Here is a 24,702-nt window from a genome sequence, read left to right as displayed (position 1 = left end):
CGCGCGGAGCCGGGGACCAGGCCGTAGGAAGATGGTGGACGTGGCTGACTCGCGTTACTCCGACCTCGATCGCCCGCCTCTGTCCCAGGGCGCGCTCAACCGCGCTCTGGTACGGCCCGGCGGCCTGTGGACCGGCATCACCGTCATCGACAGCACCGGCTCCACCAACGCCGACCTGACCCAGGCCGCCCGTGGCGGCGCCGAGCAGGGCGCCGTGCTCGTCGCCGAGACCCAGCTCGCCGGTCGCGGCCGCCTGGGCCGGGTGTGGAACGCGCCCGCGCGCTCCGGCCTGACGTTCTCCGTCCTGCTGCGCCCGAGGGTCCCGCAGGTCCGGCACGGCTGGCTGCCGCTGCTGTTCGGCGTGGCCGCCGCCTCCGCGGTGCGCCGCCTGGCCGAGGTGGACGTCCGGCTCAAGTGGCCCAACGACCTGCTGATCGGCGAGCGCAAGCTGGCCGGGGTGCTGGCCGAGCGGATCGACGAAGCGGTGGTGATCGGGATGGGGCTCAACGTCTCGCTCCAGCCGGCCGAACTGCCCGTCGAGACCGCCACCTCGCTCGCCGTCGAGCAGGCCGCCTGCGTCGACCGCGACCCGCTGATCAGGGCGATCCTGCGCGAGCTGGAAAGCCACTACCGCGAATGGACCGAGGCCGACGGCGACGCCGACGCCTGCGGGCTGCGCGCCGCCTACCAGGCGTCCTGCGCGACGATCGGCCGCCGCATCAGGGTCGAACTGCCCGGCGAGCGCGTCCTTGAGGGCGTGGCCACCGGCGTCGACCCGAACGGCCACCTGCAGGTCGAGGCCGACGGCAAGGGTCACACGTTGAGCGCGGGTGACGTCGTTCACGTGCGACCGGCACCATAGAGTGGCACGATTTCCGCATGACTCTCCCAGACCACCACTTGACGCAGGGCGAGCGCCGCATCCGGGCCTTCAACCCGCACTGGAAGCGGCTGATCGCGCCCTTCGCCGCGCTGGTGCTCATCGTCATCGCCTCCGGGGTCGCGATCTACTTCGTGCCCGGCGACTGGCAGTACGCCACCTACGGCAGGCTCGCGATCGGCGTCGTCGCGATCCTGCTGCTGACGATCTGGTCGTTCATCCCGTACCTGCAGTGGAAGAACACCGGCTACGTCCTGACCACCCACCGCTTCACGATCAGCACCGGCGTGCTGAACAAGTCGACGGACGAGATCCCGCTGACCAAGGTCAACTCGGTCAGCTCCGACCAGTCGTTCGCCGAGCGCATCCTGGGCTGCGGCACGCTGACCGTGGAGTCGGCCAGCGACCAGGGGCAGCTCGCGCTGCGTGACATCCCGCAGATCCAGGACGTCCGAGCCGACCTGTTCCGCGCCGTCGAGGACGTCTCCGACGGCGAGGTCGACGGCAAGTAGCCCGCGGGCGTGGAGACACCGGGCCGGCCCACGGCAGAGGAGATCGAGCGGCTGCTGGTCGGCACGCCCGCCCGCTACACGCGCGCGGAGGTGGCGGCCAAGTCCGGGGTCTCCCAGGATCTGGCCGAGCGGATCTGGCGCGCGCTCGGCTTCGCCACGCTGTCCGACGACGCGGTGGCCTTCAGCGACGCCGACGTGGCCGCGCTCGGGCGGGTGCGCACCATGCTCGACAGCGGCCTGCTCGACGAGCAGACCGTGCTGCGCATGACCCGCGCGCTGGGCCGTACCACGGCCAGGCTGGCGCAGTGGCAGGCCGAGATCATGGTCGGCGCGATGCTGCCCAAGGACGCAGAGGCGAGCGACAGCGAGCTGGCGGCGGTGCTGGAGACCGCCCAGAACCTGCTGCCCGACTTCGAGCACGTGCTCGTGCACGTCTGGCGGGCGCAGCTGGCCGCCGCGGGCACCAGGATGCTCGCACTGGCCGACATCAGCGAAGAGACCGAGATGGCCAAGGTCAACATCGCGGTGGGCTTCGCCGACCTGGTCTCCTTCACCCGGCGCGCCCGTGACCTCGACGAACGGCAGCTCGCGGCGTTGGTGGAGGGCTTCGAGGCGCGGGCGGCGGACGTGGTGGCCGCCCACGGCGCCCGGCTGGTGAAGACGCTCGGCGACGAGGTGCTGTTCAGCGCGCCGTCCGCCGGGGTGGCCGCGCGGATCGCGCTTGAGCTGGTCGAGGCGGACGAACTGCGCATCGGCCTGGCCTACGGGCCGGTGCTGCAGATGATGGGCGACGTCTTCGGCACCACCGTGAACCTCGCCGCCCGCCTCACCGCCATCGCCCGGCCCGGCACGATCGTCGTGGACGCGGGCCTGGCCGCCGAACTCGCCGGGCAGCCGGGCCTCGACGTGCTCAGGATCCGGCGTCGCCCTGCTCGGGGGCTCGGCGTGGTGCAGCCCTACGTCTTGCGAAGATCTTCCTCTTGAAAGCAAGATGACTGGCATGCCGTACGAAGTCAGTGGCGTCATCGCCAGAGGCAAGGGCCAGGAAGTTTCCGTCGAGACCGTGCTGGTGCCGGACCCGGGTCCCGGCGAGGCGGTGGTGAACGTGCAGGCGTGCGGTGTCTGCCACACCGACCTCCACTACCGGGAGGGCGGCATCAACGACGACTTCCCGTTCCTGCTCGGCCACGAGGCCGCCGGCACCGTCGAGGCGGTCGGCGAGGGCGTCACCGGGCTGGAGCCGGGCGACTTCGTGATCCTCAACTGGCGCGCGGTGTGCGGCCAGTGCCGCGCCTGCCTGCGCGGCCGTCCCTGGTACTGCTTCGCCACCCACAACGCGAAGCAGAAGATGACGCTGGCCGACGGCACCGAGCTCTCGCCCGCCCTGGGCATCGGCGCGTTCCTGCAGAAGACGCTGGTCGCCGCCGGTCAGTGCACCAAGGTCTCGGCGGAGGCGCCGGCGCAGGTGGCCGGGCTGCTGGGTTGCGGCGTCATGGCCGGCATCGGCGCCGCGATCAACACCGGCGGCGTCGGCAGGGGCGACAGCGTGGCCGTGATCGGCTGTGGCGGCGTCGGCGACGCGGCCGTCCTGGGCTCCTCGCTGGCCGGAGCCGGGACGATCATCGCCGTGGACGTGGACGACCGCAAGCTGGAGCTGGCCAAGGGCTTCGGGGCCACCCACACCGTCAACTCCCGCTCGCAGGACCCCGTCGAGGCGATCCGCGAGCTGACCGGCGGCAACGGCGCCGACGTCGTGATCGAGGCCGTCGGCCGCCCCGAGACCTACAAGCAGGCCTTCTACGCCCGCGACCTGGCCGGCACCGTCGTGCTGGTCGGCGTGCCGACGCCGGAGATGACGCTGGAGCTGCCGCTGCTCGACGTCTTCGGCCGCGGCGGCGCGCTCAAGTCCTCCTGGTACGGCGACTGCCTGCCCTCCCGTGACTTCCCCATGCTCGTCGACCTGTTCCTGCAGAACCGGCTGCCGCTGGACAAGTTCGTCTCGGAGGAGATCGCGCTGGACCAGGTGGAGGAGGCGTTCGCCAAGATGCACCGTGGTGAGGTGCTGCGGTCGGTCGTGGTGCTGTGACCGTTCCGCCCGCCTGCCTAGGAGACAACGCATGATCGACAAAGTGATCACTTCGGGGACGTTCTCGCTGGACGGCGGGACCTGGGAGGTCGACAACAACGTCTGGCTGGTCGGCGACGCCCGTGAGGTGATCGTCATCGACGCGGCGCACTCCGCGGCGGCCATCGCCGAGCGCGTGGGCGGCCGCCGGATCAAGGCGATCGTCTGCACGCATGCCCACAACGACCACATCAACGCCGCGGCCGAGCTGAACGCGCCGATCCTGCTGCACCCGGCCGACCAGGTGCTGTGGGAGCAGGTGTACGGCGACTCCGTGACGTACGAGCCGTTGAGCGACGGCGACAAGCTGGAGGTCGGCGGGATCGAGCTGCGGGTGATCCACACCCCGGGCCACTCGCCGGGGGCGGTCTGCCTCTACGCGCCCGAGCTCACCGCGCTGTTCAGCGGCGACACGCTCTTCCACGGAGGGCCCGGCGCGACCGGCAGGTCGTACTCCTCCTTCGAGACGATCGTCGAGTCGATCAAGGAGCGGTTGCTGACGCTACCTGCCGAAACCCGCGTCCACACCGGCCACGGCGACTCGACCTCGATCGGCGCGGAGGCCCCGCATCTGGAGGAGTGGATCAAGCGGGGTCACTGAAACATACCCCCTAGGGGGAATGTCCTCTCTGGTGGGTAGTGTCCGTGTGGCACACCTAACATAGGCAAGCCTTACCGAAGTGAGGTACCTTAGGCGTGCCTAACCTTATATCTTGCGAGAGGCTGCCCCCGGATGTACGTATGCGTTTGTCGTGCTGTGACCGAAAATGAGGTCCACGACTGCATCGCATCCGGCGCCAAGAGTGTGCGGCAGATCCGCGACACCACAGGCGCCGGCGGCGACTGTGCATCTTGCGTGCGCAAGATCTGTGCGATCCTGAAGCGGTCTGAAGAACTGACGACCGCTTAGCACGAGGGGCCCGTCCATGCAGGGCGACAAGCAGATCATCGAGCTGCTCAACGAGCAGCTCACCGCCGAGCTCACCGCGATCAACCAGTATTTCCTGCACGCCAAAATGCAGGAGAACTGGGGTTACACCAAGCTCGCCGAGCACACGCGCGCCGAGTCGATCGACGAGATGCGGCACGCCGAGCGCCTCACCGACCGCATCCTCTTCCTGGAAGGCCTGCCCAACTACCAGCGGCTGGGCACGCTGCACATCGGGCAGACGGTCGAAGAGCAGCTCAAGGCGGACCTGGACGTCGAGTTGTCGGTGGTGAAGCGGCTGCGGCCGGCGATCCTGCTCATGCGGGAAAAGGGTGACGCGACCTCCGCGCGTGTCTTCGAGGACATCCTCGCCGACGAGGAGCACCACATCGACTACCTGGAGACGGAGCTCGCTCTGATCCAGTCGCTGGGCGAGCAGCTTTACCTCGCCCGCTACGCGGAGCCGCCGTCCGCCAGCTAGAGGATTCACCAAGCGCCCGCCGGGGTTCCGGCGGGCGTTTCTCTTCTCGTACGGCTGTCTTCTCCTATGGCGAAGCCGCGACACGCCGAAGGCGCACAGGCCGGTTGGGCGGGGAGAAGCATGGGGGTGTTTGGCCGGGTGGGTAAATCGCCAATAACCAACGTATATCATCGTTTGCCCAGGTCAATGGATAGGTCAACGACAAGTCAAACCGCGCGCTGTGCCCGGGAAACGATCGCCTAAGGTCCTACGATCGCTTCATGACCTGCGTACTTCTCGCCGAGGATGACACCTCGATCTCCGAGCCGCTCGCGCGCGCCCTGCGTCGCGAGGGTTATCAGGTTGAGGTGAGTCCCGACGGCCCGCAGGCCCTGGAGAGGGCCCTGTCGGGCGGCATCGATCTCATAGTTCTCGATCTCGGACTACCGGAAATGGACGGCTTGGAGGTCGCCCGCCGGATCCGGGCCGAAGGCCACGGCACGCCGGTGCTGATCCTGACCGCACGCGTCGACGAGGTGGACACCGTCGTCGGACTCGACGCCGGCGCCGACGACTACGTCACCAAGCCGTTCCGCCTGGCGGAGCTGCTGGCCAGGGTGCGGGCGCTGCTGCGCCGCGGCACCTCGGAGACCCCGGTCGTGCAGGGCGTCCGCATCGACGCCGACTCCCGCCGAGCCTGGATGGGCGACAAGGAGCTGCACCTGACCACCAAGGAGTTCGACCTGCTGCGCGTGCTGGTGCGTGACGCCGGAAAGGTCGTCACCCGGGAGCAGATCATGCGGGAGGTCTGGGACACCAACTGGTGGGGTTCCACCAAGACCCTCGACATGCACATCTCCTGGCTGCGCCGCAAGCTGGGCGACGACGCCGCGAAGCCCCGATACATCACCACCGTCCGGGGAGTCGGCTTCCGCTTCGAACGCGAGTAGGCGATGCGCCGCCGCCTGCTCTCCTCCACCCTGCTCGTCGCCGTCATCGCGGTTCTGCTGCTCGGGGTCCCCTTGGGTCTCGTGGTCAGCCGCCTGATCGTCGACGAGGCTTCCCAGGAGCTCAGGGCGGAGGCGACGCGGCTGGTGGGTGAGGTCGAATACGCTCGCATCCAGGACACGCCTCTCGACCCCCAGCAGCTGGAGCAGAAGTATCCAGAGCGATATATCCAGATCTACGAGCGGGGCAACCCCCCCAAGGCGACCATCGTCGGCGCGCCGCCGCCGTCCGGTCACCAGATGACGGAGGACGCCCAGTCGGAAAGCGGCATCTACGTCCGGGTGAGCCGCGACAAGGACCAGGTGGAGCAGGACGTGCGCGCACGCCTGCTCCTCATCGTGGCTCTGGCCGTCGCGGCTCTGGCCGTCGCCGTGGGGCTGGCCATCGTCCAGTCCCGCAGGTTGACGCTCCCCCTCCAGGACCTTGCCAAGATCGCCGAACGGCTGGGCTCAGGTGACGCCCGGCCCAGCAAGCACCGGTACGGCATACCCGAACTCGACCGGGTGGCGGAGGTCCTCGACCGCAGCGCCACCCGGATCTCCGACCTGCTCACCCGTGAGCGGGAGTTCGCCACCGACGCCTCCCACCAGCTGCGCACGCCCCTGACCGGGCTGACCATGCGTCTGGAGGAGATCGTGGCCGCCGCCGACCACCCCGAGGTCGTGCGTGAGGAGGGCGACGCCGCCATCGTGCAGGCCGAGCGGCTCACCGCGGTGATCGACGAACTGCTCGCCGCCGCACGCAGGCAGCGGCACTCCCAGGCCGAGCCCATCACCGTGGACGACGTGCTCGTCCAGCAGGTCACCGAGTGGGCGCCGGTCTTCCGCGGCAGCGGGCGCGACCTGCTGCTCGAAGGCGAGCGTGGCCTGGAGGCGCTGGGCACCACCGGCGGACTCGGCCAGGTCGTCGCCTCGCTCCTGGAGAACTCCCTGCGTCACGGCGGCGGCACGGTCAAGGTCTCGACCAGTCGCAGCGACAACTACGTGGTCATCGAGGTGGCCGACGAGGGCCCCGGCATCGCCGACGACCTGGCCGGCCGGGTGTTCGAGCGCAACGTCAGCGGCGGTGGCGGCACCGGTCTCGGGCTGACGCTCGCCCGCGCGCTGGCCGCCGCCGACGGCGGAAGGCTGGAGCTCGTACGGCGCCGCCCCGCGGTGTTCTCGTTGTTCCTGCGCCCGGCGGAGGAGAAGCGCCCGAGCCGTGTGGTGACCGGACCCGCCTGAGGCCTCAGCGGCCCACGCGGGGTTCGGTCACCGCCGCCGGCTCTCGACCTCGGGCAGCTCGGCGGGGATCGGCTCCGTGGCCTCCAGGAACACCCAGCGCTTGTAGGACCAGAAGCGGAACAGGGTGCCGAGGCCGACGCCGATGACGTTGGCGATGTTGTAGCTCAGCAGGTCGTGCATGCCGAGCGTGTAGGTGGTGAAGCCCGTGATCAGCAGTCTGATCAGCAGGGCGATGCCGTTGAACAGGAAGAACAGGAAGTATTCGCGGCCGAGGCCGCTCTGCTCGCGATGCCGGAAGGTCCACCAGCGATTGCCCACGTAGGCGAAGGTGGTGGAGATGATCGTGGCGAACACCAGCGAGGTCAGCGGGCCGAAGCCCTGGCGGAACAGGTTGAGGGCGACGAAGTCGACGACGAAGGCGAGCGCGCCGATCGTGCCGAACTTGGCCAGCTCGTGGACCAGGGTGGCGAACCGCTGGTAGAGGCGCTTCACAAACTCCACGTCTCGTCCTCGGTCCTTTCCGATCCACTGCGCATATCCGGCAACGTCGCTCCCAGGGTACCGGTCCAGGTCTGGGGGCGGACCCCTAGCCTCAACATGAATCATCAACCACGCACCAAATTAGGGGTCTACAAATATCGTCCTATGACGGGTATTTGCATTTCTGGGGCACTAGTGTGCGGTTCAGCTCGGGGACAGGACCCCGGACGGCCATGACCTCAGGGACTCCCCCTTGCCGCGTCAACTGATCGCCCTGCTCGCCGGTCTGTCCATGGCGACGGCCGGTTGCGGTGGCACGAGCCTTCCCCCGGCCGCCGGCCCGCCCTCGGAAACACCGTCCACCGCCCAGCGGATCGACGAGGCCACCGCCGCGCGGACCTTCGCCTCGCTCGCCGGCCTCGACGAGGCCTGGCGCGAGCGCGACTGCGCCGCCGTGGTCGCCGCGACCACCTGGGCGGAGAAGACGCTGGGCGGCCGTGCCTGCGCGGCGACCCGGAACGGCCGCCCAGCTCCGGCCCGCACGACCTACTCCAAGCCGGCCTTCCTGCTGCCGGAGGAGGGCGGATGGTTCGCCGTCCTGGCCACCGAGCCGGAGCCCGCCTACTTCGTCTTCGTCCACGCGGGCGGCGGGTGGCGGCTCGGCTTCGGCCCCGTCCCGGTCACCGACGACCCGCCCAGCGACACTCCGGGCAGCTCCACTTCGCCCGGTGGCGAACCCGATCCGGTCATCGTGCGGCGGGCCCGGCTCGTGCCGCAACGCCACCTGACGTACCTCACCGACCCGGCCGGGCTGTCGGGGGTGCGCTTCCCCGACGCGGATCCGGTGCGCGAGCTGCGCGACGAACTCGCCGCCAAGCCCGCCCGGGTGCGTCCCGACCGGCTGACCGTCGACGTGGAGCTGCTCGACGCACCGCGCACGATCGGGACGGCGGGCGGGTCGATGCTGGTCTTCCACACGCTGCGGCTGACCTTCCGCCAGCGCGGCGACGCCCATCCCCTGTACGGCAAGGCCGACCTGCGCGCCTTCACCGGCGAGAGCGACCTGGACCGCCTGACCGGGGTCGAGATCGTCAGCCTGGTCAGCGAGCTGACGCCGGACAACAAGGTGCGGACCCTGGGATCGCGCAGGGACCTGGCCGACGTACGGCCGTGACGGTGGGCGACGGTATGCTCTGGGCACGTGAGCAGCCCCTCTTACCGCCCCATCGGGCCGGTCGTCGGTGTCGTCGGCGCCGGTCAGCTGGCCAGGATGACGCAGCAGCCCGCGATCGCGCTCGGTGTTGAACTGCGCGTACTGGCCAACGCGCTCGACGAGAGCGCCGCCCGCGTGATCGTCGACACCCGCGTCGGTGACTACCGCGACCTGAGCGAGCTGCGCGAGTTCGCCAAGGGCTGTGACGCGATCACCTTCGACCACGAGCACGTGCCCACCGAGCACATCAGGGAACTGGCCGCCGACGGGCACGCCGTACACCCCGGCGCCGACGCGCTCGTGCACGCGCAGGACAAGGCGGTCATGCGCGAGCGGCTCACCGAGATCGGCGCGCCGTGCCCCGCGTGGTCGCGGGTCGCGGAGCCGGGTGAGGTCGAGCGGTTCGCCGCCGAGCACGGCTGGCCGGTCGTGCTCAAGGCGGTCAGGGGCGGCTACGACGGGCGCGGCGTCTGGGTGTGCCGGGACACCGGCCAGGTCAGGGAGGCGTTCCAGAGCGGGATTCCGCTGATGGCCGAGGCCTTCGTGCCGTTCGAGCGGGAGCTGGCCGTGCTGGTGGCCCGCTCGCCCCACGGCCAGGGCGTCAGCTACCCCGTGGTGGAGACCGTCCAGGAGGACGGCATCTGCGTCGAGGTCATCGCCCCGGCCCCGATGCTCGACTCGGAGGACGCCGCCCAGGCCCAGCGCATCGCCCTGAAGATCGCCCACGAGCTGGGCGTGACCGGCCTGCTGGCCGTCGAGATGTTCGAGACCGAGCACGGCCTGGTCGTCAACGAGCTGGCCATGCGCCCCCACAACAGCGGCCACTGGACCATCGAGGGCGCGCTGACCTCCCAGTTCGAGCAGCACCTGCGCGCCGTCCTCGACCTGCCGCTCGGCTCGCCGGCCATGACCGCGCCGTACGTGGTCATGGTCAACCTGCTCGGCGGCGACGACCCCGACCTCTTCAAACGCTACGAACACGTGATGGCCCACGACCCCGCCGTCAAGGTCCACTTCTACGGCAAGGACGTGCGTCCCGGCCGCAAGATCGGTCACGTGACCGCACTCGGCAAGGACCTCGACGAGGTACGGGCTCGCGCCCGCCACGCCGCCGTCTACCTCACGACAGGGGAGTACACATGATCGGCATCGTGATGGGCAGCGACTCCGACTGGCCTGTGATGAAGGCGGCCGCCGAGGCGGTCGCGGAGTTCGACGTCCCCTTCGAGGCCGACGTGGTCTCCGCGCACCGCATGCCCGCCGAGATGATCGAGTACGGCCGGCAGGCCGACGCCCGCGGCATCCGCGTCATCATCGCCGGCGCCGGCGGCGCGGCCCACCTGCCCGGGATGCTCGCCTCGGTGACCCCGCTGCCGGTGATCGGGGTGCCGGTGCCGCTGAAGTACCTGGACGGCATGGACTCCCTGCTGTCCATCGTCCAGATGCCGGCCGGGGTGCCGGTCGCCACGGTCGCGATCGGCGGCGCCCGCAACGCCGGGCTGCTGGCCGTCCGCATTCTGGCCACCTCCGACGACGCCCTCAGGCAGCGCATGGTGACCTTCCAGGAGGACCTGAAGCAGCAGGCGTACGCGAAGGGCGAGAAGCTGCGCGCCGAGGCCGCGGAGCTGTCCTAGGCGGTTCAGCCGCCGCCCAGCCGCGCGGCCAGCTCCTCGGCGGTCTTCTTGTCGAACCCGCCGGTGATCTCCAGCACCCGTCCGGGAATCGGCTCCAGGACGGTCGGCGCGCTGATCACCTTGCCGCCGATGACGATCGCGAGCTGGTTACGCGGTTGCGGCAGCTGGTGGACCTTCTCCGTCAGCGCCGTGAACTCGCGCCCGTCCGCCTCGTTCAGCGTGACCTGGATGACCCACTGCCCCGACGGCCCGAAGTTCGCCGTCGCCTTCTCGGCGGTGACCTCCGTGGCCTGGTCGAGCTGGTAGCAGGAGGCGTTGTCCTGGCCGGCGATCCAGCCGGCGGCGCAGGGCGCGGCCCGCATGTCGAGGACCGGCCGCAACGCGAAGGACTCGCTGACGGGCTTCCACGGGAGCCTGGAGGACGCGGCGCCGATCACCATGGCGTAGACGACGACGAGGACCACCCCGACGTTGACGAGCGCTCCAGCGACGATCGCGAGAATCGGACCGGGTTTCACGGCATCGCCCTCCACGTAGGAATCGGCTCACCTGCCATGAGATCACGAAGTGTCGCGGGCAGGCCAACGTCGTCCGAGCTCGGCCTCGATCCCGTCGAGGATCCGCGTGAGCCCGCGTTCGAACTGTTCGTCGCCGGCCGTCTGCGTGTCCAGCCGGCGGACGAAGGCTTCGGCGTCACCGCCGTCCAGGAGTTGCTGGATGTGCGGGAACTCCCCGGTCTCCAGGCGTGAGGTGACGAAGGCGGCGACGCCGTTGATCCACTCCTCGCCGGGTTCCTCGGCCGGGGTCGCCTGCGTGGTGTAGCCGGCCACGTAATAGCTGATGAGCGCGATCAGCTCCAGCTTCTCCGCGGCGTCGAAGGGCGTGCCGGCCAGCGAGGCGAGGACCCGCTCAAGGGCGCGCATGCCGTTCGGGCCGATGTCCTTGCTGCCCAGGACCGTGATCACCCAGGGGCGGTGCTCCGAGATCGCGCGCAGGCCCCGCCCGAAGCGGGCGAGGGCGTCGCGCCAGCCGGTGTCGGATAGCGCTCCGGGGCCCGTGTCGGGGCCGGCCAGCTCGCTCAGGATCTCGTCGTTCATCAGCGCGAGCAGGTCCTGCTTGCTCGGCACGTAGTGGTACAGGGTCATCGTGCCCGCGCCGAGCTCGTCGGCGAGCCGGCGCATGGACAGCGCCGCGAACCCCTCCGCGTCGGCGATCGCGATCGCCGCCTTCGCGATCTGCTCCCGCGTGAACCGTGGTTGCCGCACCGCTGGGGCGGGACGGGCCCACAGGGGCGTCCGCGGCTGGTTCTGGTCCTGAGTTGACATCTCGTACAGCGTATCCGTACGTTAATCGTACGCGGTACGAAGAGCTCGTACCGCGTACGACTAGGGGGATGGAAACGATGGAATCGATTCGGCGGCGTCTTGACGAGACGCTTCAGGAGTCGCTGGCCGGCGGCGCGGTGGCAGGGGCCGTCATCGGCGTCTCCGTGGGCGGTGAGCAGTTCACGCTCGCGCGGGGGACCGCCAACCTCAACACGGACCAGCCGTTCACCGAGGACACCGCGTGGCTGCTCGGCTCGGTCGGCAAGGTCCTCACCACGACGATGCTGCTCCAGCTCGTCGAGCGCGGCTCCGTCGACCTGGACGCGCCGGTGCGGCGGTACGTGCCCGAGTTCGGCCTGAGCGATCCGGCGGCGGCCGACCGGATCACCGTGCGGATGCTGGTCAACCACACCAACGGCATCGACGCCGACGGGCTCGTGCCCAGCGCGGTGCGCGGCAGGGACGCCCACCGGGAGTACGTGGAGCATCTGCGGAACGTGAACGTCCTGTTCGAGCCGGGCACGTGCATTCACTACTCGAACCCGGGATTCGTGCTCGCCGGTCGCATCATCGAGGAACAGACCGGCCTGCCGTACGAGGTGGCGATCCGGCGCGACCTGTTCGAGCCGTGCGGGATGCGGGACGCCACCGCCGTCCAGACCCAGGCGTTCCTGCGCCGCACGGCCGTCGGCGCCTTCTTCGACATGGAGGCGATGGCCCTGCGCGCGACGTCGCTGTTCAGCGTCCCCGAATCGATCGGGGCCGCGGGCGGGACGCCGATCGTCACCGTCGCGGACATGCTCGCGTTCGGCCGCATGCATCTCAACGCCGGCGTCGCCCAGAACGGCACCCGCGTGATCGAGGCCGATTCGGTGAAGGCCATGCTGACCCCGACCTTCGACCTGGGCATTCCGCAGGCGCCGCCCATCGGGCTGGGCTGGTGGCTCGAGCCCATCGCCGGCACCACCGCCGCCTTCCACGGCGGCACCTCACCGGGCGGCAACTCGGCCTTCACGATCCTGCCGGAGTACGACACGGTCATCACCAGCTTCGGCACCGGCCCGGCCAACGTCCTGCTCCAGGACCAGCTGCACATCGCCGTGATCGAAGAGGTGACCGGACGCGCGGTGACCCCGCCCTTCGGCGGCCCGCCCGAGCGTCCCGGCCCCGAACTGGCCGGCGAGTACGGTTCGTTCCAGAGCCGCGTCGTGGTCGAGGTCGACGACGACGCGCTGCGGGTCACCAACCACTTCGAGCCCTACGACGACGACCACCGCGCCACCTACGAGGCCTGCGGGGTCCCGGCCGGCGCCGCCCCGCCGGTCACCTACCGCAGCCTCGCCCCCGGCCTCTACGCGCCAGAAGGCCTGGACGCTTCCGTCTTCTCCGGCGTCATCGGCAGGGGAGCCCTGCTGGCCGCCCTGCCCGCCACCGGCGACCGTCCGGCCGGGCTGCACTCCGGCCTGCGATTCACGCCCAAGCGCGCGAGCTGACATCCGAAGGGTGCCATCGCGTCCGGCCGTGAATATCATGCGGGGCATGGGACTCGGGCTGATGGAGATGGTGCTGATCCTCGGAGTGGTGGCGGCCGCGGTAGGCGTGAGCCTGGTGACGCTGGCCGGCCGGCGCCGGGGCGAACAGAAGCCGCCGCCTCCCTCACTCCACTCGGCCGCGGACACCGAGCAGGAAGTCCTCCGCCTGCTGCGGCAGGGAAAGACCATCCAGGCCATCAAGATCGTCCGTGAGCGCACCCGGCTCGGCCTGAAAGAGGCCAAGGACCTGGTGGAGGACGTGGCCGCGGGCCGCCGCAGGCTCACCGACCACCCGGCCTTCGCCGGCATGCGCCCGTCACTGTCCCGCCGGCCCGCGGGCGACCTGGCGGGCCGGGTCCGCGACCTGGTCGCGGAAGGCCACCGCCAACAGGCGATCTACCTGGTACGCGGCGAAACCGGAATGGGCGAAGAAGAGGCCGAACTCTTCATCACCAGCCTGACAACCACCTGAAACCCACACCTCAACCCAGAGGCGAGGGCAGAGCGTGCCGAGGAAGGGGTTTCCGGTCCAGGTGGCCCAGGGACGGCCGTTGCGGTGGGGACCACGTCCGACGTGAGAAGCGATCCCCCCGACCTGCGTCAGCCCGCGTCGGCGGGTGGCGTGGGCCGGGGGCCGGCCGTAAAGGATAGAAGGAGAGTCAGGGGCGGCCGAGGGCGCGGTAGTGCCAGGCGGCGGCGCGCCAGGCGGTGGGGTTGAGGGCGTTGCGGCCGTCGACGATCTTGCGTTCCGCGACCACCGTGCCGAGGGCTTCGGGGTCGAGGTCCACGAACTCCTGCCATTCCGTGAGCAACAGGACGACATGCGCCCCTCGGACGGCGTCCACGGCCGAGGTGCCGTAGTTCAGCTCGGGGTGGGCCTTGCGGGCGTTGTCGAGGGCGATCGGGTCGTACACGGTGACGGCGCCGCCCTGCTCGCCGATCGTGACCGCGACGTCGAGCGCGGGGGAGTCGCGGATGTCGTCGGAGTTGGGCTTGAACGCGGCGCCCAGCACGCCGACCGTGCAGCCGCGGAACGAGCCGCCGGCCAGTTCGCGCGCCAGGTCCACCATGCGGGCCCGGCGCCGCATGTTGATCGCGTCGACCTCGCGCAGGAACGTCAGCGCCTGGTCGGCGCCCAACTCGCCCGCGCGGGCCATGAACGCCCGGATGTCCTTGGGCAGGCAGCCGCCGCCGAACCCGAGCCCGGCGTTGAGGAACTTGCCGCCGATCCGGTCGTCGTAGGAGAGCGCGGTCGCCAGCTGCTGGACATCCGCGTGGGCCGCCTCGCAGACCTCGGCCATCGCGTTGATGAAGGAGATCTTGGTGGCGAGGAACGAGTTCGCGGCCGCCTTGACCAGCTCGGAGGTGGCGAAGTCGGTGACGACCATGGGCACTTCGCCCAGCGGTTCGTAAACCTCGCGCAGGATCTTCTCGGCCCGCTCGGAGCGCACGCCGACGACGATGCGGTCGGGGTGCATCGTGTCCTGTACGGCGTGGCCCTCCCGCAAAAACTCGGGGTTCCAGGCCATCTCCGCCTGGGCGCCGATCGGCGCGAGCCTGGCCAGCTTGTCGGCCAGCCGGGCGGCGGTGCCGACGGGCACGGTCGACTTGCCGACGATCAGGCAGTCCCGCGTGAGGTACGGCGCCAGCGACTCGACGGCCGCGTCGAGGTAGGAGGTGTCGGCCGCGTATTCGCCCTGCTTCTGCGGCGTGCCGAGGGCGAGGAAGTGCACGTCGCCGAACTCCCCGGCCTCCTCGTAGGAGGTCGTGAAGCGCAGCCGGCCGGATTCGAGCCCGCGGCGCAGAACGGGTTCCAGCCCGGGTTCGTGGATGGGAAGCTCACCGTTCTGGAGGCGGCGGATCTTGTCCGCGTCGATGTCTAGGCCCAGGACGTCGAATCCGAGGTCGGCCATGCACGCGGCATGCGTGACACCCAGGTATCCGGTCCCGATCACCGTGAGGCGATATGGCACGAGTGAGCTCCTTTCGATCGCCAGGCATGCTACCGGCCCTCACTACCTCGTCTGTGCCACCTGCATAAACCCAGCAAACCGTACCCGCTGGTAACAAGTTGCTCGGACGTCCTAGTATTTGTGCTATGAGCTTCCCTCTCTACGCGCCGGCCGAAGAGCACGACATGCTTCGCGAGACCGTCCGCGCCCTGGCCGATGAGAAGATCGCCCCGCGTGCGGCGGAGGCCGACGAGAACGAGGAATTTCCCTGGGACGTCTACAAGGCGCTCGTCGCGTCCGACCTGCACGCCGTACACGTCCCCGAGGAGTACGGCGGAGCCGGCGCCGACGCCCTGGCCACGGTCATCGTCATCGAAGAGGTGGCCAGGGCCTGCGCGTCCTCGTCCCTGATCCCGGCGGTCAACAAGCTGGGCACCGTACCCCTGCTCCTGTCCGCGTCCGAGGACCTGAAGTCGCGTTACCTGGCCCCGGTGGCCACCGGTGAGGCGATGTTCTCCTACGCCCTGTCAGAGGCCGAGGCCGGTTCGGACGCCGCCGCCATGAAGACCAAGGCCGTGCCGGACGGCGACCACTACGTCCTCAACGGCGCCAAGATGTGGATCACCAATGCCGGCATCTCCGAGTACTACACGGTGATGGCCGTCACGGCGCCCGGCGAAGGCGCCAGGGGCATCTCGGCCTTCGTCGTGGAGAAGACCGACGAGGGCGTCTCCTTCGGCCCCAAGGAGAAGAAGCTCGGCATCAAGGCCTCGCCCACCCGCCAGGTGATCCTGGACAACGTCCGCATCCCCGCGTCCCGCATGATCGGCGACCCCGGCACCGGCTTCAAGACCGCCCTGGCCACCCTGGACCACACCCGCATCACCATCGCCGCCCAGGCCCTCGGCATCGCCCAGGGCGCCCTGGACTTCGCCGTGGGCTACGTCAAGGACCGCAAGCAGTTCGGCAAGCCGATCGGGGACTTCCAGGGCGTCCAGTTCATGCTCGCCGACATGGCGATGAAGCTGGAGGCGGCCAGGCAGCTCACCTACCACGCGGCCGCCAAGTCCGAACTCGCCATGCACGGCACCCCCCAGAAGGACCTGACGTTCCTGTCCAGCGCCGCCAAGTGCGCCGCCTCGGACGCCGCCATGGAGATCACCACCGACGCCGTCCAGCTCCTGGGCGGATACGGCTACACGCGTGAGTTCCCGGTCGAGCGCATGATGCGCGACGCCAAGATCACCCAGATCTACGAGGGCACCAACCAGATCCAGCGCATGGTCATGGCCCGCCAGCTCCTCAAGTAGCGATTGACGCACCCGGTCCTCTCGTTGTGGGGGCCGGGTGCCGAAAGTCCCCGAATCGACGTCCCTCAGTATGCGTCCGCAGTACGGTAGTGGGCAGTTCGTCAATATCTCGATGGCGCATATTATGGTGACAGGGGACGCAATGCTCATTGCGGACAGTTCAGGCGACGGCGCTAATGTCGACTGTATTTTCTGTAAACCGGACGACCCCTCGCTCCATACGACTCTGTGTGAGAACGAGTTGTTCTATGCGCGGTTCGACAATTACCCCGCCAATCCGGGCCACGTCGAGGTCGTGCCCAAACGGCATGTCGAGTCTTTCTTCGAGCTCGATGAGCGGGAGATGCTCAGTGCTTACGCCCTGATGCGTGAAGCGAAGAACCTGATCGATGACAAACATTTTCCCGAGGCGTACACGATCGGGATCAACGACGGAAAGGCCGCCGGCCGGACCATCGACCACCTGCACATTCACTTGATCCCCCGGCATCAGGGCGACGTCGACGACCCCAGGGGCGGCATCCGCAGAGCGGCCCCGAACTGCGACCCCGACGCCTGGACGTAACGGGAACTACCGCTCACCCGACGCCACATACCATCCCGCGCGGCCCGAGAACCGGACGCGGATGCCGGAGAACCCCGCCGACTCCATATACCCGGTGAAAGTCTCCGGGCGGACGAAGGTGAACCAGCGCTCTCCTTCCAGCGACCCGCCGCTCCGCCAGCCCCCGCCTTCGCCGTCGCGCATGCTGATCACGGTGATCCCGCCCGGAACCAGCACCCGGTACGCCTCGGCCAGCGCCCCGCCCATCAAGGCCAGCGGTAGGTGCAGGAGGGAACCCGAAGCCCACACGCCCGCGACGCAGCGGTCGCGGAGAGGGAGCGAGAGCGCGTCCAGCCGCAGGAAGCCCGACGGACCGGCCGAACGGCTCCGCGCCCAGGTGAGCATGCCGGGGGAGTAGTCGCCCGCGACCACCCGGCGACCCAGGGCCGCCAGCAGGCGGGTGTCGCGCCCGCCGCCGCATCCCAGGTCGAGGACGGGCGGGCCGTACGGCGCGCGGTCCGCGAAGCCGACGACCTCCTGCCGGAGGCCGGGAAACTGGTCGTAGTCCTCGGAAATCTCACCATAGGCATCGGCATGGGCGTCATAAGCGGCGCAAGTGGCACGGGTGATGTCACGGAGGAGATCAGGCATTTTCGAATCCGTCCTGCCCGAGAACGAAGCCCAGGGAATTCAGCACGTGCCAGACGCGCTGCGCGTCCATGTCATGGTAACCATGGGAGACATCGATGCTCACGCAACCCATGAATTTCGCGTGGGCATTTCTGACCGGGCTGGAGAAGACCGCGCCGCGATGGCTGTAACGCTGGAACTCCTCCCACGTGAATCCCATGACGGCGTCCACGCCGGCCGTCCTTTTGAAGGCCTCGAACGCCGCTTTGTCGGTCAGATTCCGGACGAGTTCCTCCACGTTGACGCTGGTCTCCTGATCGTGCTTCCAGCACAGTCCGACGACCCCGACCCCCGGCGTGGGACGGAGCTTCCTGGTGGCAGGGGCCGAGCTCGCCAAGGTCTTCGCCGACCAGGGCTTTCAGCTGTTCGACATCGGTTACGCCACCGAGGAGCGAGAGGTCCGCCTGCGCCGGGCCGACGGCAGGGTCGAGGATCTTCCCGGTGTCCCGTGGCGACACGCCACCTGAAGGGTCAGCGGCTCCAGATCTGGGTGGCTCGGGGGAGGTCCCTGACGGTGCCGCCTTCCGGGATCATGCCCCAGAGGAAGGGGATCAGGTACGTGGGGGGTTCGCCCAGGTGGGTGGCGAGTTCTTCGTCGGTGATCTTGAGGGTGAAGACCGGGCCTCGCTGAGCGGAGTCCCAGCCCTGTTCCACGGCCTGGCGGACGCATCCGGCGACCAGGACGGGGCGGACCGCGATGGTGCGCTCGCCCACGTGGTTGTCCGGGCGGCCGCAGGGGAGCGACACCATCAGGACGCTGCCCGGCTCCTCGGCTCGTTCGACGGTGAAGGTCAGCGGGGCCCGGTCGTCGCCGGGCCGGCGGCTGAGCCGCCAGCGGAAATCGGCGCCGTCGACGGTGATCGGGCGCGAGCCCTTCCTCGACATGGTCATGGCTCCGGTCTCCGTCCTCTCGATCGGGTCGGAGACTATCGGACGCGCTCCAGGACCACGATCGGGATCTCCTGGAGCGCGGCGGCGGCGTAGGGGCGGTAGGCCGGGGCGACGGCGAGCATCATCGCCCACAGCCGGGCGCGTTCGGCGCCGGTGGTGGTTCTGGCGCGGGCTTGGAAGCGGTCGGCGAGGATCTGGACGTCCACCTCGGGGTTCGCCACCGTGTTCAGATACCAGTCCGGGAGCGGCGCGCCATAGGCGCTGCCCGACGCGACCAGCACGTAGGCGTCGCCGTCCTGTCCGAAGAACAGTCCGGTACGGCGCCGCACCCCGCTCTTCCTGCCCACAGTCGTCAGGACGAGGTTGGTCACGCCGCCTTCCATGTAGCCGTCCCGGCCGTCCGTCGCCAGGTAGCGGCGGACGTGCTCGGCGACGGATCGGTCCCTGCTGTCGGTGGTCTCGGTCATGCGGCCATGGTGCGTGGCGGGACTTCGGATTTTCTTCAGAGCGGTTGGAGATGGGCGAGCAGGAGCTTGACGAACAGCACGGGCGCGAGCCAGCCGATCGCCGCCGGGATCGCCAGCGGCAGCGCCAGCCCGATCGCGAGCGCGGTGCAGCCGAAGGCGACCGGCCGCCGCACGTCCGAGGGCACGCTGACGGTGATGACGGCGCCCCCGAGGGCCAGCGCGTAGACGACGGCGGCGGCGGTCCACGTGAATCCGGGTACGACCAGGGCGAGCAGGAACGGCTGCACATGGATGGCGACGAATCCCACGTGATGCCGCCAGGTACGGCCCGGCCGGTGGAAGTGCCGTTTGGCGGCGGTGGTGGCGTTGACGGCGGCCCCGCCGTACAGGTCGAAGGCCACGATCGCGATCAGCACGAGCGGCAGCGCGGACAGCCCCGCGCCATAGGCCAGCGTGGTGGCGAGAACGGTGCCGGCCACGGCGCTGGTGTAGACGACGGCGCGGTCGCGCGGGGTGGCGCCGGGGGCGATGAGGCGATCGTCGAGCGTGCGGTGGGTGCTCATGCGCGCTCCCTCAGGCCCTCGACCACGACCTCGAGGACGGGGCCCGCCAGGTCGGCGATCGGCACCTCGGGGTCGACGAGCCACTGCAGCACCACGCCTTCGATGGCGCCGACGATGACGGTGGCGTGCGGCAGGCCGAGGCCGGGGCGGATCTGGCCGATCAGTTCGGCGACGGCCTCGCGGTAGGCCTTGTACGCGGGGCGCATGTGGTCGGTCGCCCACAGGTCGAGCAGGGTTCTGGCCAGATCGGGCGCGCCGGCGATCACGTCGATGGTGCCGCGGACCAGCAGGCCCAGGCGCTCCAGCGGCGGGTCCGTGCCGTTCAGGGCTTGGCGGAGGATGGCGTCGGCGTCGGCGGTGTATTGGGAGAAGGCGGCTTCCAGGAGGGCGTCGCGGCTGTCGAAGTAGAGGTAGACGCTGCCCTTGGCGATGCCGGCCTCCTCCGCGACGTCGTCGATGCGCGAGGCGGCGAAGCCCTTGCGCGCGAAGACGCGGACGGCGGCGGCCAGGATCTCCTGCTTGCGGGCCGCCTTGTCCACTCGTTTCGGTGACATGAGCCTATTATGACTGACTGGTCAGTCATCGTAAAGGACTTTGATGTTGCCGCTTCCGCTTCTGGCGGTGATCGTGTCCGGGCTGTCGCCGTTCTTGACCTTGGTGCTGACCGAGCCGTCCTGGCTCTTGGCCACCACCTTGTACACGCCGGCGGGCACCGCGGTCACCACGCCGCCGTCCCGGGAGAGGACGTCCACGTTCGCCGGCCGTACCGCGAACCGCAGGTGGATCGCGCCGAAGTCGGTGCGCACGCGCACCCGGCCCGAGCGCAGGCGCTCCCCGGTGACCGCGCCCTCGGTCCGCAGGCGCAGGGCGCCGGCCATGTCGATCACGCGGATCGACTCCGTCGCCGCGATGTCGACGTCCTGCGCCAGGCCGGTGGCGATCACCCCGTCGCTGCCCTCGACCACGAGCTTGATGCCGGGCGGCACCGTGATCAGGTAGCGCCCGCCGCAGTCGCCGATGACCATGTTGCAGTTGGCGCTGAGCCGCAGCATGTCGCCGGACAGTGACCAGGAGGAGTTGCCCGTTTCGGCCGCCTTGCCCTTGAGCCACCGGTCGACCTTGACCACTCCGGGCGAGCCCTTCTCGACCCGGAGCCCGCCGAGCGACGACTTGATCGTGAGCGTGCCACCGGTGTGGGTGAACGTCTGTGCCGAATGCTGCTCGGGCGCGTCGAGTTCCACGCCGCAGCCCGCGAGGAGCGCGATGCCCGCGGCCATCACCGCGATTCGTCTCATGGAAGAGATCGTCGCGCGGCCGCCGCCCCCCGCCATCGGCCGCGCGACCGACCCGGCATCGGCCGAACGGCCAGATTCACAGGGCCTTGAGAACCTCGTGCACGTGCCGCAGCGGGGAAGAGCCGACCGGGCGCAGCACGACGGTGTCCACCCCTGCCGACCACAGCGCGCGGACGTGGCCCGCGGCCTGCTCGACGCCGCCGACCGCCATGGCCACCTCCTCCGGCGCCACCTTCAGGAACGCGCTGTACTCGGCCACGATCGGCCGCGCCACCTGCTCGGCGTCGTCGCCGACGTACAGGTGAGTGAAGGCGACCAGCTCGTGCGGCCCGTCCGCGGCGATCCGCGCGCGCACCCACGGCACCCGCGCCGCCCCGAAGCCCTCGGGGATGATCGTCCCGTCGGCCACACGTCCCGACAGCGCGAGCGACCTGGGGCTCAGCACCCCCGCCAGCACGGGCGGCGGCTCGGCGGGCGGGTGGACGAGCGAGACGCCGTCGAGGTGGACGGCCTTGCCGTCCACGACCACGCTCTCGCCGCGCAGCAGCGCCCGCACGCTCGTGATCGTCTCCTCAAGCAAAGCCAGCGGAGACGGTACGGCCGCGCCGACCTGCCGCATCCACGCCTGGACACCGTGCCCGACCCCCGCGGCCAGGCGGCCGGGATGGAGCCTGGCCAGGTTGCCGAACTCCATGGCCAGCAGGGCCGGGTTCCGCAACGGCGCGGGCGCGATGCCGAGGCCGACGCGCAACCGCGAGCTGGCGGCCAGGGCGGTGGCGGCCGAGGAGACGCCGCCTGTCCAGCCGAGGTCCTCCACGACCCACAGGTCGTCCACGACGGTGGCGTCGAGCTCGCGGGCGAAGGGGACGAGCCGCTCGGGCGGCAGGTCGCGGTCGAACATCACGCCGAGTCTCACGGGGCCCTCCAGTAGTAACGGAACAGCCTGCCGACCTCGGAGTATCCGGCCCGCCGGAAGGCGTTGGACGTGGGGGTGTTGGCCACGTCGGTGGCGGCCACGATGCGCTCAACCCCGGCCTCGGCGAGCGTGCGGGTGCCCTGGGCGAGCAGGTCGGAGACGTAGCCCTTGCCACGGTGCTCAGGCACGACACCGATGTAGGCGATGGAGTGGTCGTCGGGGGCGACCAGGCCGACGGGCTCCTCGGCCGCGTAGCCGATGACGAACCAGTCGGGCTTGCCCTTGCGGTTGATCAGGTCGTCGTACATGGACCTGGCCTCGTGCTCGGGGCCTACGGTGGCCAGCTCGACCTGAGTGTCGTGGTCGAGTGAGCCTTCGGAGACGCGTACCAGCACGTCGAGCACCTCGCGCTCGGTGTGCTTGCGGGCGGGGCGGTAGGTGAGCCGGCCGGAGTCGGCGGGGATGTCGCTGCCGGAGCCCCATTCCAGCCGCACCCGTTCGACCTCCAGCGTGAAGCCGGCGCCCATCAGCGCGTCGTGCTCGACCGGCCGGTCCACGGTGGGGGTCATCCCGGGGGACAGAGCGATGTCATGGAAGATCTTGGTGAGCCCCACGTCGGCCAGGCCGCGCCGCAGCAGCGCCGCGCCGGTGGCCGGGTCGGGGCCGGGGGAGAAGTGCCACGTGATCACCGGTTCTGCGCCCCGGTAGGGGGCCCAGAAGCACACGCGAGCGTCGCCGTCGGTGAAGCACCACTCGGGCCTGACCTTGCCCTCGTCATGGGCGGCGATGAGCTGGGAGCGCGCGGGCTCGGGGAACTGATCGAACAATGCGAATGCCTCCACGGACAAAGAACGTCAGTGGGAGCTTAGGCCGCCGTGGTCAGTGTGGCGCGTGCCGCCGTGACAGAAGGGCTGGTCACGAAGTGCTGGTCGAGGTTGGTGATGGTGAGAAGGTGTGTGATCATGCCCGGTTCCACGACCAGGACGAGCCGTCCCGAGAGCTCCCGTACGTGGTTGAGCGCGCCCACGAGCACACCGAGCCCGACGGAGTCGCAGAACGGGACCTCGGTCAGGTCGATCACGAGATGGGGAGGATCGGCTCCGCTCCACACCGCGTCGATGGCCTCGCTGAGACGGGGCGCCCCTGAGACGTCTAGATCTCCGCGGGCGTGGACGACCGTACAGCCTTCCTCGTGCCAGGACCTGACCTCCATGCCCGTCACCTGCCCGGATTGCAGGCTCTTATGCTTGTTTCCGGCAGATGTTCTGGGATGCGGTCTTCGTCGTAGGGGTCGCGGTGGAGCTCGGCTTGGGGCTCGGCTCGCCGGACGGCTTGAGCTTCTTGATCTTCGGCTGGTCCGCGCCGATGACCACTTCGATGCCCGGGATGTCGGCCTCGCGCAGCTCGGCGCCGGGGATGGCCGCCGCCACCGTACGCGCGGAGTCGGCCCGGCCGGGGCCGTACCGGATGATCGTCTTCTTGTAGTCCTTCTTCGTCGTGTTGCCCGGCTCGCCCGGGACCTGGAAGCCCGACTCCTTCAGCGCGGTCTTGGTCCGCGCGCCCAGACCGGTGATCAGCGTGCCGTTGAGCACCTTGACCGAGATGCGCTCCGGCGGGATGGTCGTCGTGGCGGACGGCGTCGCGCTGGGCGTCGGCTTGGGCGTGGGCTTGGCGAGGTCCTCGTCGGCGGCGATGCGGCGGAACAACTCCTTGGCCGCGTCCTTCTCCCACAGCACCGCCGACTCGCCGGTCGGCGTCTTGAAGTCGAGATTGGCCAGGGGGACGGTGGCGAAGCGCACGTCGTCGAGCGACACGTCGCGCATCTGCGTGGCCAGCCCCAGCAGCCCGTCGTCCGGGTCGATCTTGATGGTCCTGAGCGTGGAGTTGACGAACGCGGCCAGCCGCGCCGGGTTGCCCAGCGTGCCGGCGCTGAGCGCCTTGTTGAGCAGCGCCGAGATGACCTGCTGCTGGCGGTCGATGCGGTCGAGGTCGGAGCGGACGGTGGCGCGGGTGCGCGCGTAGCCGAGCGCCTGGGTCCCGGCCAGCTCGTGGGTGCCGGCGGCGAGGTTGAGCCCGGTCTTGGGGTCGTTGATCGGCACCGGTGTGCACACGGTCACGCCGCCGAGCGAGTCGACCACGTCGATGAAGCCGAGGACGTTGACCTCGATGTAGCGGTGGATCTTCAGCCCGGTCGCCTGCTGCACCGCCTTGACCGCCAGCGGCGCCCCGCCGAACTGGTAGGCAGAGTTGATCTTGTGCTGGCCCTTGCCGGGGATCTCGGTCCAGGTGTCGCGGGGGAGGCTGACCACGGTCACCTTGCGGTGGTCGGCCGACAGATGGATCACCATCATCGTGTCGGTGCGCTCGCCGCTCTCCCGGCCCAGTTTCAGCTGGTTCTGCTGCCGGCGGGTGAGGTTGTCGCGCTTGTCCACGCCGACCAGCAGGATGTTCATGGCGCTCGTGGGGGCGGACTCGGTGATGCCGGCGTCGACCCCGGCGATCTGGCGCGGCGTCGCCCACACCACACCGGTGCCGACCAGCACCGCCGTCGACAGCGCCCCCGCGATCAGCAGGTTACGCCGCCGGGCCTTGGCGCTCTTGGGGGGCTTGCGCTTGCGGCCGCTCGCGAGCCTGACGCCGCCGTAGGCGTCGCCGCCCACATGCACTCCCGCGTCCTCCTCGCCCGGCCCGCCCATGCACTGCCCCCTTTATCCTGCCGGAGGGATCTGGCTTTCGATTGCCTTCCTCCCCTGC

Annotated in this window: 32 protein-coding genes; 17 read left to right on the top strand and 15 right to left on the bottom strand. The window is 69.8% G+C overall.

Annotated features, from left to right (window positions below):
- Positions 1-31 precede the first annotated feature (31 nt).
- From ACIBI5_RS30525 to ACIBI5_RS30485, 9 genes are all read left to right on the top strand, one after another.
- Positions 32-862 carry a biotin--[acetyl-CoA-carboxylase] ligase gene (locus ACIBI5_RS30525; RefSeq protein WP_397252170.1) on the top strand — a complete coding sequence of 277 codons (831 nt, stop codon included), beginning with the start codon at positions 32-34 and terminating at the stop codon, positions 860-862.
- A 17-nt stretch (positions 863-879) separates the two neighbouring features.
- Complete coding sequence (locus ACIBI5_RS30520; protein ID WP_397093793.1) at positions 880-1,392, top strand: PH domain-containing protein; 513 nt, start codon at positions 880-882, stop codon at positions 1,390-1,392.
- 9 nt (positions 1,393-1,401) lie between these two features.
- Positions 1,402-2,376: an adenylate cyclase regulatory domain-containing protein gene (locus ACIBI5_RS30515; protein ID WP_397252169.1), complete on the top strand. Its 975-nt coding sequence runs from the start codon at positions 1,402-1,404 to the stop codon at positions 2,374-2,376.
- Between the two features lie 16 nt (positions 2,377-2,392).
- On the top strand, positions 2,393-3,478 hold the full coding sequence (locus ACIBI5_RS30510) for an S-(hydroxymethyl)mycothiol dehydrogenase (RefSeq protein WP_184957803.1): 1,086 nt from the start codon (positions 2,393-2,395) through the stop codon (positions 3,476-3,478).
- A 31-nt stretch (positions 3,479-3,509) separates the two neighbouring features.
- A complete protein-coding gene (locus tag ACIBI5_RS30505) occupies positions 3,510-4,118 on the top strand; it encodes an MBL fold metallo-hydrolase (RefSeq protein WP_397252168.1) in 609 nt (202 codons plus the stop codon).
- Between the two features lie 132 nt (positions 4,119-4,250).
- A complete protein-coding gene (locus ACIBI5_RS30500; protein WP_184957801.1) occupies positions 4,251-4,427 on the top strand; it encodes a bacterioferritin-associated ferredoxin in 177 nt (58 codons plus the stop codon).
- 16 nt (positions 4,428-4,443) lie between these two features.
- Positions 4,444-4,926 carry a bacterioferritin gene (gene bfr / locus ACIBI5_RS30495; RefSeq protein ID WP_379609940.1) on the top strand — a complete coding sequence of 161 codons (483 nt, stop codon included), beginning with the start codon at positions 4,444-4,446 and terminating at the stop codon, positions 4,924-4,926.
- A gap of 260 nt (positions 4,927-5,186) precedes the next feature.
- Positions 5,187-5,855: a response regulator transcription factor gene (locus ACIBI5_RS30490; protein WP_012888073.1), complete on the top strand. Its 669-nt coding sequence runs from the start codon at positions 5,187-5,189 to the stop codon at positions 5,853-5,855.
- 3 nt (positions 5,856-5,858) lie between these two features.
- Entirely contained in the window at positions 5,859-7,136 is a 1,278-nt protein-coding gene (locus ACIBI5_RS30485) for an ATP-binding protein (protein WP_379609939.1), read from the top strand.
- A gap of 27 nt (positions 7,137-7,163) precedes the next feature.
- Here ACIBI5_RS30485 and ACIBI5_RS30480 read toward each other — a convergent pair whose 3' ends face one another.
- Positions 7,164-7,637, bottom strand: coding sequence for a GtrA family protein (locus ACIBI5_RS30480; RefSeq protein ID WP_397252167.1), 474 nt, complete (start codon positions 7,635-7,637; stop codon positions 7,164-7,166).
- Positions 7,638-7,869: 232 nt separating this feature from the next.
- Here ACIBI5_RS30480 and ACIBI5_RS30475 point away from each other — a divergent pair, with 232 nt between their 5' ends.
- The 3 genes from ACIBI5_RS30475 to purE are packed head-to-tail and all read left to right on the top strand — an operon-like array spanning position 7,870 to position 10,463.
- Complete coding sequence (locus tag ACIBI5_RS30475; RefSeq protein WP_397252166.1) at positions 7,870-8,790, top strand: hypothetical protein; 921 nt, start codon at positions 7,870-7,872, stop codon at positions 8,788-8,790.
- 27 nt (positions 8,791-8,817) lie between these two features.
- Entirely contained in the window at positions 8,818-9,972 is a 1,155-nt protein-coding gene (locus ACIBI5_RS30470; RefSeq protein WP_397252165.1) for a 5-(carboxyamino)imidazole ribonucleotide synthase, read from the top strand.
- Complete coding sequence (gene purE, locus ACIBI5_RS30465) at positions 9,969-10,463, top strand: 5-(carboxyamino)imidazole ribonucleotide mutase (RefSeq protein WP_397252164.1); 495 nt, start codon at positions 9,969-9,971, stop codon at positions 10,461-10,463. Before ACIBI5_RS30470 ends, purE begins: the two co-directional genes overlap by 4 nt.
- Before the next feature lie 5 nt (positions 10,464-10,468).
- Here the strand turns inward: purE and ACIBI5_RS30460 are convergent, their stop codons facing one another.
- Together ACIBI5_RS30460 and ACIBI5_RS30455 are read right to left on the bottom strand one after the other, a co-directional pair.
- A complete protein-coding gene (locus ACIBI5_RS30460) occupies positions 10,469-10,981 on the bottom strand; it encodes a SecDF P1 head subdomain-containing protein (protein ID WP_397252163.1) in 513 nt (170 codons plus the stop codon).
- A 42-nt stretch (positions 10,982-11,023) separates the two neighbouring features.
- The gene (locus ACIBI5_RS30455) at positions 11,024-11,788 is read right to left on the bottom strand and encodes a TetR/AcrR family transcriptional regulator (protein WP_397252162.1); all 765 of its coding nucleotides are present in this window, start codon (positions 11,786-11,788) and stop codon (positions 11,024-11,026) included.
- A gap of 77 nt (positions 11,789-11,865) precedes the next feature.
- On the opposite strand from ACIBI5_RS30455, the gene ACIBI5_RS30450 reads away from it, so the two are divergent.
- Together ACIBI5_RS30450 and ACIBI5_RS30445 are read left to right on the top strand one after the other, a co-directional pair.
- Positions 11,866-13,281, top strand: a complete 1,416-nt coding sequence (locus tag ACIBI5_RS30450; RefSeq protein WP_397252161.1) for a serine hydrolase domain-containing protein — start codon at positions 11,866-11,868, stop codon at positions 13,279-13,281.
- 46 nt (positions 13,282-13,327) lie between these two features.
- Positions 13,328-13,792, top strand: coding sequence for a ribosomal protein L7/L12 (locus tag ACIBI5_RS30445; RefSeq protein WP_397252160.1), 465 nt, complete (start codon positions 13,328-13,330; stop codon positions 13,790-13,792).
- A 187-nt stretch (positions 13,793-13,979) separates the two neighbouring features.
- Here ACIBI5_RS30445 and ACIBI5_RS30440 read toward each other — a convergent pair whose 3' ends face one another.
- Complete coding sequence (locus tag ACIBI5_RS30440) at positions 13,980-15,293, bottom strand: UDP-glucose dehydrogenase family protein (RefSeq protein WP_397252159.1); 1,314 nt, start codon at positions 15,291-15,293, stop codon at positions 13,980-13,982.
- A 125-nt stretch (positions 15,294-15,418) separates the two neighbouring features.
- Between ACIBI5_RS30440 and ACIBI5_RS30435 the strand changes: the two genes are divergently transcribed.
- Positions 15,419-16,582 carry an acyl-CoA dehydrogenase family protein gene (locus ACIBI5_RS30435; RefSeq protein ID WP_397252158.1) on the top strand — a complete coding sequence of 388 codons (1,164 nt, stop codon included), beginning with the start codon at positions 15,419-15,421 and terminating at the stop codon, positions 16,580-16,582.
- Between the two features lie 70 nt (positions 16,583-16,652).
- Positions 16,653-17,147, top strand: a complete 495-nt coding sequence (locus ACIBI5_RS30430; RefSeq protein ID WP_397252157.1) for an HIT family protein — start codon at positions 16,653-16,655, stop codon at positions 17,145-17,147.
- 6 nt (positions 17,148-17,153) lie between these two features.
- Here ACIBI5_RS30430 and ACIBI5_RS30425 read toward each other — a convergent pair whose 3' ends face one another.
- Both ACIBI5_RS30425 and ACIBI5_RS30420 read right to left on the bottom strand, forming a co-directional pair.
- Positions 17,154-17,777 (bottom strand): class I SAM-dependent methyltransferase, encoded by a 624-nt coding sequence (locus ACIBI5_RS30425; RefSeq protein ID WP_397252156.1) that lies wholly within the window; start codon positions 17,775-17,777, stop codon positions 17,154-17,156.
- Entirely contained in the window at positions 17,770-18,054 is a 285-nt protein-coding gene (locus ACIBI5_RS30420; RefSeq protein ID WP_397252155.1) for a hypothetical protein, read from the bottom strand. The genes ACIBI5_RS30425 and ACIBI5_RS30420 overlap by 8 nt, the downstream gene beginning before the upstream one ends.
- A 76-nt stretch (positions 18,055-18,130) precedes the next feature.
- On the opposite strand from ACIBI5_RS30420, the gene ACIBI5_RS30415 reads away from it, so the two are divergent.
- Entirely contained in the window at positions 18,131-18,283 is a 153-nt protein-coding gene (locus tag ACIBI5_RS30415) for a hypothetical protein (RefSeq protein ID WP_397252154.1), read from the top strand.
- Positions 18,284-18,287: 4 nt separating this feature from the next.
- Here ACIBI5_RS30415 and ACIBI5_RS30410 read toward each other — a convergent pair whose 3' ends face one another.
- The 9 genes from ACIBI5_RS30410 to ACIBI5_RS30370 all read right to left on the bottom strand — a co-directional run bounded on the left by ACIBI5_RS30410 (position 18,288) and on the right by ACIBI5_RS30370 (position 24,644).
- Positions 18,288-18,707 carry a hypothetical protein gene (locus tag ACIBI5_RS30410; protein ID WP_397252153.1) on the bottom strand — a complete coding sequence of 140 codons (420 nt, stop codon included), beginning with the start codon at positions 18,705-18,707 and terminating at the stop codon, positions 18,288-18,290.
- Between the two features lie 35 nt (positions 18,708-18,742).
- On the bottom strand, positions 18,743-19,174 hold the full coding sequence (locus tag ACIBI5_RS30405; protein WP_397252152.1) for a nitroreductase/quinone reductase family protein: 432 nt from the start codon (positions 19,172-19,174) through the stop codon (positions 18,743-18,745).
- Between the two features lie 35 nt (positions 19,175-19,209).
- A complete protein-coding gene (locus tag ACIBI5_RS30400) occupies positions 19,210-19,737 on the bottom strand; it encodes a hypothetical protein (RefSeq protein WP_397252151.1) in 528 nt (175 codons plus the stop codon).
- On the bottom strand, positions 19,734-20,291 hold the full coding sequence (locus tag ACIBI5_RS30395; protein WP_397252150.1) for a TetR/AcrR family transcriptional regulator: 558 nt from the start codon (positions 20,289-20,291) through the stop codon (positions 19,734-19,736). Before ACIBI5_RS30395 ends, ACIBI5_RS30400 begins: the two co-directional genes overlap by 4 nt.
- 21 nt (positions 20,292-20,312) lie before the next feature.
- Entirely contained in the window at positions 20,313-21,032 is a 720-nt protein-coding gene (locus ACIBI5_RS30390; RefSeq protein WP_397252149.1) for a hypothetical protein, read from the bottom strand.
- A 76-nt stretch (positions 21,033-21,108) separates the two neighbouring features.
- Positions 21,109-21,948 carry an LLM class flavin-dependent oxidoreductase gene (locus ACIBI5_RS30385; RefSeq protein WP_397252148.1) on the bottom strand — a complete coding sequence of 280 codons (840 nt, stop codon included), beginning with the start codon at positions 21,946-21,948 and terminating at the stop codon, positions 21,109-21,111.
- A complete protein-coding gene (locus tag ACIBI5_RS30380; RefSeq protein ID WP_397252147.1) occupies positions 21,945-22,790 on the bottom strand; it encodes a GNAT family N-acetyltransferase in 846 nt (281 codons plus the stop codon). Before ACIBI5_RS30380 ends, ACIBI5_RS30385 begins: the two co-directional genes overlap by 4 nt.
- A 23-nt stretch (positions 22,791-22,813) precedes the next feature.
- Positions 22,814-23,161, bottom strand: a complete 348-nt coding sequence (locus ACIBI5_RS30375) for an STAS domain-containing protein (RefSeq protein WP_397252146.1) — start codon at positions 23,159-23,161, stop codon at positions 22,814-22,816.
- 28 nt (positions 23,162-23,189) lie between these two features.
- Positions 23,190-24,644 carry an LCP family protein gene (locus tag ACIBI5_RS30370; RefSeq protein WP_397252145.1) on the bottom strand — a complete coding sequence of 485 codons (1,455 nt, stop codon included), beginning with the start codon at positions 24,642-24,644 and terminating at the stop codon, positions 23,190-23,192.
- Positions 24,645-24,702 lie beyond the last annotated feature (58 nt).

This window comes from Nonomuraea sp. NPDC050540 (assembly GCF_044457485.1).
Lineage (GTDB): Bacteria > Actinomycetota > Actinomycetes > Streptosporangiales > Streptosporangiaceae > Nonomuraea.
The sequence above is the reverse complement of the archived record's forward strand: the minus strand, read 5'-3'. Positions and strand labels throughout refer to the sequence as shown.

Excerpts from the sequence above, each read along its gene's own strand:
- ACIBI5_RS30390 (WP_397252149.1), bottom strand. The coding sequence starts at position 21,032 with ATGAGACGAATCGCGGTGATGGCCGCGGGCATCGCGCTCCTCGCGGGC.
- ACIBI5_RS30375 (WP_397252146.1), bottom strand. The coding sequence starts at position 23,161 with ATGGAGGTCAGGTCCTGGCACGAGGAAGGCTGTACGGTCGTCCACGCC.
- ACIBI5_RS30400 (WP_397252151.1), bottom strand. The coding sequence starts at position 19,737 with ATGAGCACCCACCGCACGCTCGACGATCGCCTCATCGCCCCCGGCGCC.
- ACIBI5_RS30505 (WP_397252168.1), top strand. The coding sequence starts at position 3,510 with ATGATCGACAAAGTGATCACTTCGGGGACGTTCTCGCTGGACGGCGGG.
- ACIBI5_RS30525 (WP_397252170.1), top strand. The coding sequence starts at position 32 with ATGGTGGACGTGGCTGACTCGCGTTACTCCGACCTCGATCGCCCGCCT.
- purE (WP_397252164.1), top strand. The coding sequence starts at position 9,969 with ATGATCGGCATCGTGATGGGCAGCGACTCCGACTGGCCTGTGATGAAG.
- ACIBI5_RS30405 (WP_397252152.1), bottom strand. The coding sequence starts at position 19,174 with ATGACCGAGACCACCGACAGCAGGGACCGATCCGTCGCCGAGCACGTC.
- ACIBI5_RS30425 (WP_397252156.1), bottom strand. The coding sequence starts at position 17,777 with ATGCCTGATCTCCTCCGTGACATCACCCGTGCCACTTGCGCCGCTTAT.
- ACIBI5_RS30520 (WP_397093793.1), top strand. The coding sequence starts at position 880 with ATGACTCTCCCAGACCACCACTTGACGCAGGGCGAGCGCCGCATCCGG.
- ACIBI5_RS30445 (WP_397252160.1), top strand. The coding sequence starts at position 13,328 with ATGGGACTCGGGCTGATGGAGATGGTGCTGATCCTCGGAGTGGTGGCG.
- ACIBI5_RS30455 (WP_397252162.1), bottom strand. The coding sequence starts at position 11,788 with ATGTCAACTCAGGACCAGAACCAGCCGCGGACGCCCCTGTGGGCCCGT.
- ACIBI5_RS30435 (WP_397252158.1), top strand. The coding sequence starts at position 15,419 with ATGAGCTTCCCTCTCTACGCGCCGGCCGAAGAGCACGACATGCTTCGC.
- ACIBI5_RS30510 (WP_184957803.1), top strand. The coding sequence starts at position 2,393 with ATGCCGTACGAAGTCAGTGGCGTCATCGCCAGAGGCAAGGGCCAGGAA.
- ACIBI5_RS30500 (WP_184957801.1), top strand. The coding sequence starts at position 4,251 with ATGTACGTATGCGTTTGTCGTGCTGTGACCGAAAATGAGGTCCACGAC.
- ACIBI5_RS30430 (WP_397252157.1), top strand. The coding sequence starts at position 16,653 with ATGCGTCCGCAGTACGGTAGTGGGCAGTTCGTCAATATCTCGATGGCG.
- bfr (WP_379609940.1), top strand. The coding sequence starts at position 4,444 with ATGCAGGGCGACAAGCAGATCATCGAGCTGCTCAACGAGCAGCTCACC.
- ACIBI5_RS30395 (WP_397252150.1), bottom strand. The coding sequence starts at position 20,291 with ATGTCACCGAAACGAGTGGACAAGGCGGCCCGCAAGCAGGAGATCCTG.
- ACIBI5_RS30410 (WP_397252153.1), bottom strand. The coding sequence starts at position 18,707 with ATGACCATGTCGAGGAAGGGCTCGCGCCCGATCACCGTCGACGGCGCC.
- ACIBI5_RS30485 (WP_379609939.1), top strand. The coding sequence starts at position 5,859 with ATGCGCCGCCGCCTGCTCTCCTCCACCCTGCTCGTCGCCGTCATCGCG.
- ACIBI5_RS30450 (WP_397252161.1), top strand. The coding sequence starts at position 11,866 with ATGGAATCGATTCGGCGGCGTCTTGACGAGACGCTTCAGGAGTCGCTG.
- ACIBI5_RS30490 (WP_012888073.1), top strand. The coding sequence starts at position 5,187 with ATGACCTGCGTACTTCTCGCCGAGGATGACACCTCGATCTCCGAGCCG.
- ACIBI5_RS30370 (WP_397252145.1), bottom strand. The coding sequence starts at position 24,644 with ATGGGCGGGCCGGGCGAGGAGGACGCGGGAGTGCATGTGGGCGGCGAC.